This window comes from Bradyrhizobium centrolobii, assembly GCF_001641635.1.
Taxonomy (GTDB): domain Bacteria; phylum Pseudomonadota; class Alphaproteobacteria; order Rhizobiales; family Xanthobacteraceae; genus Bradyrhizobium; species Bradyrhizobium centrolobii.
Window position 1 is genome coordinate 22,280 of sequence record NZ_LUUB01000024.1, and the last position, 7,238, is coordinate 29,517.

6 protein-coding genes and 1 pseudogene are annotated in these 7,238 nt (G+C 60.9%); 3 read left to right on the forward strand and 4 right to left on the reverse strand.

Annotation, left to right across the window (positions count from 1 at the left end; all coding sequences use genetic code 11):
• Positions 1 to 2 precede the first annotated feature (2 nt).
• Positions 3 to 968 (reverse strand): sugar-binding protein, encoded by a 966-nt coding sequence (locus tag AYJ54_RS04180; RefSeq protein WP_082905471.1) that lies wholly within the window; start codon positions 966 to 968, stop codon positions 3 to 5.
• Between the two features lie 286 nt (positions 969 to 1,254).
• On the opposite strand from AYJ54_RS04180, the gene AYJ54_RS04185 reads away from it, so the two are divergent.
• Positions 1,255 to 2,550 (forward strand): ROK family protein, encoded by a 1,296-nt coding sequence (locus tag AYJ54_RS04185; RefSeq protein ID WP_063696748.1) that lies wholly within the window; start codon positions 1,255 to 1,257, stop codon positions 2,548 to 2,550.
• 71 nt (positions 2,551 to 2,621) lie between these two features.
• Here the strand turns inward: AYJ54_RS04185 and AYJ54_RS54295 are convergent, their stop codons facing one another.
• From AYJ54_RS54295 to AYJ54_RS04195, 3 genes are all read right to left on the reverse strand, one after another.
• Positions 2,622 to 2,804 carry a hypothetical protein gene (locus tag AYJ54_RS54295; protein WP_488226329.1) on the reverse strand — a complete coding sequence of 61 codons (183 nt, stop codon included), beginning with the start codon at positions 2,802 to 2,804 and terminating at the stop codon, positions 2,622 to 2,624.
• Between the two features lie 22 nt (positions 2,805 to 2,826).
• On the reverse strand, positions 2,827 to 5,133 hold the full coding sequence (locus AYJ54_RS04190) for a TonB-dependent receptor (protein ID WP_063696750.1): 2,307 nt from the start codon (positions 5,131 to 5,133) through the stop codon (positions 2,827 to 2,829).
• Between the two features lie 272 nt (positions 5,134 to 5,405).
• Positions 5,406 to 5,675 (reverse strand): hypothetical protein, encoded by a 270-nt coding sequence (locus AYJ54_RS04195; protein WP_063696752.1) that lies wholly within the window; start codon positions 5,673 to 5,675, stop codon positions 5,406 to 5,408.
• 4 nt (positions 5,676 to 5,679) lie between these two features.
• On the opposite strand from AYJ54_RS04195, the gene AYJ54_RS04200 reads away from it, so the two are divergent.
• Both AYJ54_RS04200 and AYJ54_RS46660 read left to right on the forward strand, forming a co-directional pair.
• Positions 5,680 to 6,360 (forward strand): hypothetical protein, encoded by a 681-nt coding sequence (locus tag AYJ54_RS04200; protein ID WP_063696754.1) that lies wholly within the window; start codon positions 5,680 to 5,682, stop codon positions 6,358 to 6,360.
• 105 nt (positions 6,361 to 6,465) lie between these two features.
• A pseudogene (locus tag AYJ54_RS46660) lies at positions 6,466 to 7,226 on the forward strand (IS5 family transposase).
• Positions 7,227 to 7,238 lie beyond the last annotated feature (12 nt).

The window sequence follows — 7,238 nt, forward strand, 5'->3', positions numbered from 1 at the left end:
AGTCACTTCTTCAGCAGTTCCTTCAGATTTGCGGTGAACTCTGCGACGTTGGACTTACTGATCACCTTGGTCGGCACGATCAGCTTGCTGTCCGCCGGGATCCAGGACTTGTCGCCGTTCAGAGTCTTGATGATGTTGGTGGCGGAGAGATAGCCGAACTCGTACGGCTGCTGCACGACCGTGGATTCGATTGTGCCGTCGGAAATGCCCCGCAGCGTGCGCTGGTCCTCGTCGAAGCCAACGATCTTCACCTTGCCGGCCTTGCCCGCCGCCTTCACTGCGTCATAGATCAGCGGCGTCTCGTAGCTCCACAGGCCGGACAACAGCGCAATGTCGGGATATTTGACCAGCACGTTCTCCATGTTCGCCTTGGCCTTGGCGAAGTCCACCTGGTCGGTGAACACGTCGACCAGTTCGACCTTGGTGCCTGCGATCGCTTCCTTGATGCCCTGGACCCGCTCGCGGGCGTTGTCGGCGTCCATCGTTCCGACGAACAGAGCGATCTTGCCGCCGTTCGGCAGCGCCTTCTTGATTTCTTCGCCCGCCTGTCGTCCGGCCGAGACGTTGTCGGTGCCGATGTAGGCAAGACGATTGCTCTGCGGCGCGTCGCTGTCCGTCGTGATCAACACGGTCTTGGCTGCGACCTTGTTGAGTTCTTCGGTTGCGTGCGGTGCATCGTCTACAGAGATAGAGATTCCGGCGACGCCGCGCACCAGCAGGTCGTCCAACTCGCGACGCTGGCCCGCCGCGGTCCCTTCGTTGGTGACGATCAACTCGACATTGTATTCAGGGTGCTCCTTTTGCGCTTTCTCGAGCCCGCGGCCGGCGATGGTCCAGAAGTCGGCCGCGACATTGGTCACCAGCGCAATGGTCTTTTTCTGCTGCGCCTGCGTCACACCGGTGGTCATCGCGAGCACGGCTGCGCTCGCGAACAACGGCACGATCCATTTCTTCATTGAGCTGTTCATGTGCACCTCCCTTGTCACTCCCGGTATGCGGGCGTCACGCTTGGCGCTTTTGCGCCTTATTTTATTTACGCAAAGAAGAAATTACGCGGGACAGAACCTTCGTCAAGGATGACTTTGTCCATTTCTTCAAGCACTGATAGTACACAGGTCTTCAAGCACTGATAGTACACAGGTTGCGATGGGAGTAAATGCGATACGATACGACAGTCTCTAGTTGTGCCTTTTTGATCACACTCAGTGCACGCCCGTTGATTAACTTCACGGGGCGAATTAAAAGAAAGCATGGATGAGCAGCCCGAGCCCACCGAGACGTGCTTCAAGCGCAGCCCGCGGATCGAACCGCGGCCGCCTTGTCGAAGCCTTGCGACGTCAGGGGCCATTGCCGCGCGTGGAGCTCGCACGTAATACGGGGCTGAGCTTCGCGGCCATTTCGGCCATAACGTCGAGGCTGATAGCGGAAGAGCTGCTGTGCGAGACCGTGACAGCGGCGGCGACGTCGTGGGCCGACGATACCGACGAAGAGGATGCGGACGGGCCGAATGGCCGTCGTCGTGGCCGGCCGGCGATACAGCTGACCCTGAACCCGGAGTTTGGCCGCATCGTTGCGGTCTCCCTGCGCATGAACCTGATTGAGACACTGATCGCGGATTTCAGTGGCTCTGGCTTGGCGCAATCGCGACTCGCACTCGAGACGCGCGCTCTCGATGCAGGCGCACTGTGCGATATCGTGATCGCGCAAATTGATGCAATGCTTGACGCGACGGGCACCCCGCGCGGCCGGCTGCTGGGAATTGGAATTGCGCTGCAGGGCATCGTAAACGCCGACACCGGCCGCCATCTGTGGAGTCCGGCACTGTCGGTCACCGACGTCGATCTGGCGACGCCGATCCGCCGGATCTTCAAGGTCGATGTCGTGATGGCGAACGACGCCGTTCCGGTTGCGCTGGCCCTCGCGGCGGCCGAACCGGCACTGGCGGAGGGCCTGGCGGCCACGATCACGGTCGGCCATGGCGTCGGGATGGGCGTCGTCGTCAACGGTGAGGCACGCTGGGGCGTCGGCGCCAGCAGCGAGATCGGTCATGTCAAGTTAGCGCCGAACGGACCTCAATGCCGCTGCGGCCAGCGTGGCTGCGTCGAAGCCTATCTCGCCGATTATGCGCTCTACCGCGACGCTCGCACCTTTGTCGACCTGCCGCCTGCGGTCTCGCAACAGCCGTCCGAGGCGCAGATGGCTTTGCTGCGAGACAGAGCACGGGGCGGCGATCCCCGCCTCGAGCAATTGTTCCGGCACGCAGGGCACGCGCTTGCCGAGGCGGTCGCCGCAACGATATCGGTGCTGCGCCCGCATCATGTCATCCTGGCGGGTCCCGGCTTGCAGGCCTTCGACATGATGCGCAACGCCTATGAGGAGCGGCTCGAGCAGGCGGCGTTGCCGTGGCTGCTCAAGTCCACCGCGATATATGTGCGTCCAAGCAAGTCGACTGCAATTGTCGACGGCATGATGCGGCGGACGCTGCGGGTGGTAGACCAAAACTACATGGAGACGACCGAGCGAACATCGGGAGCTGCAGCTCTTGTTTGAGTCGTAGCACGGCAACCGAGTTCTTCAGGCGGCAAATCGAGAGGATGCCTGTACTGATGCTGCCCGTCAGTCTACCCCGTCTTCCCTGCCCTCGAAAACATTGTCTGTGCTCGTCGACCAACCCAAGGCGCACCTCGCAATGTCTGCTCACCTTGGCCGTGATGAGATTCTTGTTGATCTCCCGGTGCACGCGTCGTGCACACGCCATCTTCTAAGTGCTTAACCGAGTCTTCCCAAGCATCCATGAAGCGCATCACCGAACTGTAAGAGCAGCGATTACATGTCCACGCTCATCGACAGGAGATACGTGCGCGGTGCTCCGAGGAAGAACGTTCCGAATGAGGCCACGCTGGACCAGTATTCCGTCCCGGTCACATTCTGGACGTTTGCGCGGAAGACCGTCTTCTTGCCGTTGATCACCGTCGTGTAGCGGGCGCCGAGATCGAGTCGCGTCCAATCCGGGATCGGCTGTTTGTTCGCTGTATCGACGAACTGTTTGCCCGTGTAGATGACGGCCCCATTCAAAGTGAGCCCTCTCATCCACGGGAGATCCCACTCGGCTCCGATATTGGCCTGCACATTCGGAACGCCGATTGGCGTATTGCCGACGTTTGCCGCGACGGCGGTCTTCGTCAGGGTGCCATCCAGCACCGAAACGCCTCCGAGGACACGAACATCGGGCCTGAGTTCGCCGTAGACGTTAAACTCGAGCCCACGGACTTGCTGTGCGGCGGTCGCTGCGAAGCGCCCGGCGGACAGCTCGCCACTCGCCTTCGATATCTCGAAGGCGCTGAAGGTGGTTGCGACCCGGCCGAAGTCCACCTTGATGCCGGCCTCGTACTGCTTGGCGATGTAGGGCGGAAGTATCTCGCCGCCATTGGAAACACCCGTCTGCACCGGCGCTATGTCGCCCTTGCTGAGGCCTTCGATGTAGTTCGCATACAGAGAGACGTTGTCTCGGGGACGGACGACGAGGCCGACCACCGGAGTGGTGGCGCTCTTGTCGTAGGAGTTCAAGGGCGTTCCGACATTAGAGACATAGTTGTTCGCCTCGACGCCCTGGCGCCGGACACCCAGTGTCAACAGGACGCGCTCATCGAGCACGGACAAGGTGTCAGCAATCGAGAGCCCCGTGAGTTGACTGTCCGAGAGCCGAGGGCGCCCGGGGATCTCGTTTGCGAACTGAGTTGGCGCCACGCTCGGACTATAGATGTTCGACGCGACCGGACTGCCATTGGTTAGCCGCCGGTACAGCTCGTCATGATAAACCGAGGCCTGGAAGGCGACGGCATGGTGGACGAAGCCGGTATCGAAACGGGTGCGGACGCCGCCATCGTATGTGTATCGATCAATGCTCAGGCCGAAGAACTGGGGCGTCGAGGTCGTGTCTCCGCGCGTGTTGATGATCGTCGGAAGACCGAAGAAGCGCTCGACATTGGTCTGCGATCCGCCGATGTCGGCGAACAGCGTAACCTGATCGCTTAGATCGTATTCGGTACGCAACAAGGCAGATTGATCGTTGATGCGCGACCATTCCCAGGGTTGCGTCACGTTTAGCCGACCGTCCGGCGCCTTCGGCACTTGTAGGCCGGGGGCCATCAGGAAGGGACGCGAGGGAGCATCGAACCGATCGGTCTGGGCGATGAGATAGAGCCAAGACCTGAACCGTTCGCTCTGATAGTCGAGAGCCAACGACCCGACACCCGTCGTTTCGGACTGGCGGTCAATGGGCGTGTCGCCGCCGCGCAGGCTGCCGCTGGCGCGCACGCCCCATTCCTTGCTGTCGCCGTAGCGCCTCGCAACATCCCAGTGACCGCCGAACCGTGCGGCCGAGCCGTAATCCGCGGTGAAGCGGGTCAAGTCCTCTCCCGCGCGCTTAGGCACAACGTTGATGACGCCGCCGACGCCGCCATTGGGTGCAATGCCTGACAACGCGGCCGAGGGGCCCTTGAGCACTTCGATGCGCTCGACGTAGTCAGTGAAGATGCGGTAGGTCGGGGCGATCCCGTAGAGACCCTCGAACGCGAACTCACCGTTGTTACCTTCGTTGATTGGGAAGCCGCGAATGTTGAAGGAATCGAGCACACCACCCGTTGGGTGGGAACTGCGCACGGAAGGATCCAGGATCAAGGCATCGGCAGCCGTCGCCGCCTGCTGATCTTGGATGAACTTGTCCGTATAGCTCGTCACGTTGAACGGTGACTTCATTGTGTCGGTGTTTCCGAGCAGTCCCAGCCGCGCGCCTTGAGCGACCTGGCCGCCTGCAAAGGCGGGCACGACACCGGTCTTCGACGGCTGCGATTGCACTACAACGGTTTCGGTTTGCGGGGTGCCAGGCGCCGTGGTGCGCCGTGAAGCTGATCGAACCCGGGCGGCATTTCGTTTGGTCGGCACGCGGCGGACTGACTGTTGCGTCGGAGCATCGACGGTAACGGGTGGAAGCGAGTTCACGCCTTGCGGTGTTTGGGATTCAGCGGGCGATTCGAACCACGCCAACAACGCCACTCCACCCAGCAGTGTCGCACCAAAGCGAGCTGCCGTCCCAACCCCGTCCGCACGTCGCATTCCCAGAAAGTCCTTCATCAACAGCACGTCACCCGACGTGAAACGGCCCCACGCTCGGCCTGCAACGACCGTGGATGAAGATCCGCTCTCCGCGTCTGAATTCCGGCAATACTTATGGCGCTGTGAACCAGCTCCTCCGCAGACTCGCACTCCGAGATGGTTGCGCGTGCACGCATCGACAACGTCAGATTGCCAGCGATCTGCACCGCCTCTTTAGAGCGATGCTATCGTAGCCGCAACGCAAATGCGTGCGCTGCGACTTAGAATGTCTCGATCATCGACGACGCGAGTCAGCTGGCACGTTGTTTGGAAAGACTCCACGCAACCACGAAGTCAGACTTAAGCTGGTCGGTGGCTACGTCCTGAAAGACGGCACGCGCCTCGGCCAAAGGCGATTGACGGCCGCCGATGAGCTCTACGACAAGCTGTTGGTCATCAAGAAGACCGACGAGGACTGCAACAGGGTCGAGCACCACGGTCAACCACGCGATGAGGAGTTGCCGCCGCGCATGGTTTATCTGCTCACGCCGCAATCCCAAGAAGGTCGTCGATGGGACCATTCCTATGGTCAATCCGTTCGCCAAGATGGGGTTGGAATCTTCCGATCGCGAGACCCCCACCGCGAACTATGACGAGCTTGTTGCCTTCCGCGCGAAGGCAGTGGAGCTGGGCTTGCCGTCGCCGGCGACCGCCGCCTTGATCGGATGGGAATGGCTGCAGCGGGAGACCGGCATCTTCGCGACGTTCGATGTCTCGCACTTCCGGCCGAAAGAGCGGCCGAACATGGTGCGGGTGATCGATGCCAAGACCGGCTCGGAGAGCTGGATTCCGCTATTCGATCCAGAGACGGAAGTCGCGCTGTATCCCGAGTTGATGACCGAGCTAGACGAGATCAAGCGCAACCGAACTGGTGGCTTGATGCTGCGCCGGGATTGGGGAAGCAAGGGGCCATCGCCCACATGGCCGCAACCGGACGTTCCCGACTTCACTCACATGAGCCGCAAGGTGAAACAGGTCATCCGCGCCGCCGAGCTGCGCGACGAGTTGTCATTCGCCAGCTTCCGGCATGGCGACCTCACTGAGACCGGCGACGCTGAGCTGACCGACCGCGAGATCCTGGCGCAGAGCCGGCACACCACCGTCAAGGTGTTGCCGCGCTGCGTGAAGCGCACCACGAAGCAGATCGCGACCGGCACCAAGAAGCGTCGCGCGTCACGACCAAAAACCGATCAGATGTCCGAATGAGCAACAGCTCGTTTGTCCGAATGGACTCGAGGAGGTCTAGGGTCTGTACCTAATTAGCGCGCTCTGATTCTCTTGCACCCGAACTGATTCGGCACGGGGGCTTTGATGCGCAAGGGGCTGTTCTGGCTCAACGACAAGCAGTGGGCTCAGATAAAGCCGCATCTGCCAACGAACCAGACCGGACCGGAGCGCGAAGATGATCGACGCATCATCAGCGGTATCATCCACATGCTTCAGTGTGGCGCGCGCTGGCGCGATTGCCCGCCCGACTTTGGTCCTTACACGACGATCTACAATCGGTTCAATCGCTGGGCCAAGCGCGGACATTGGCAGGCGATCTTTGAAGCGCTCGCCCGCTGCGGCAAGGATGGCGTGACTTTGTCCATCGACTCCACCTCGATCAAGGCGCATCGCTCGGCGAGCGGCGGAAAAGGGGGGAACATGAACAGGCGATCGGCCGCTCGCGCGGCGGGCGGACCACGAAAATCCACGCGCTGAGCGACCCTGATTGCAAACCCTGCGCATTTCATCTCACTCCGGGCCAGGACGCAGATATTGCCGCAGCGCCGGCCCTTTTGGAACTCGCGCCGCCCATGTCTGCCCTCATTGGGGACAAAGGCTACGACGGCGACGGCTTTCGCGCCGAAATCGTCAATCGTGGCGCCAAGCCCGTCATTCCAAACAAATCCAACAGGGTGACCTTCCACAACTTCAGCAAGCGCATCTATAAAGGGCGCAATGTTATCGAGCGTTGCTTCTGCCGGCTCAAGGATTTCAGGCGTGTCGCAACTCGTTACGATAAACTCGCCAGAAACTTCTTGGCTGCCGTCCACATCGCAGCCATCGTCGCCTATTGGATCAATTGAGTCTGGACCCTA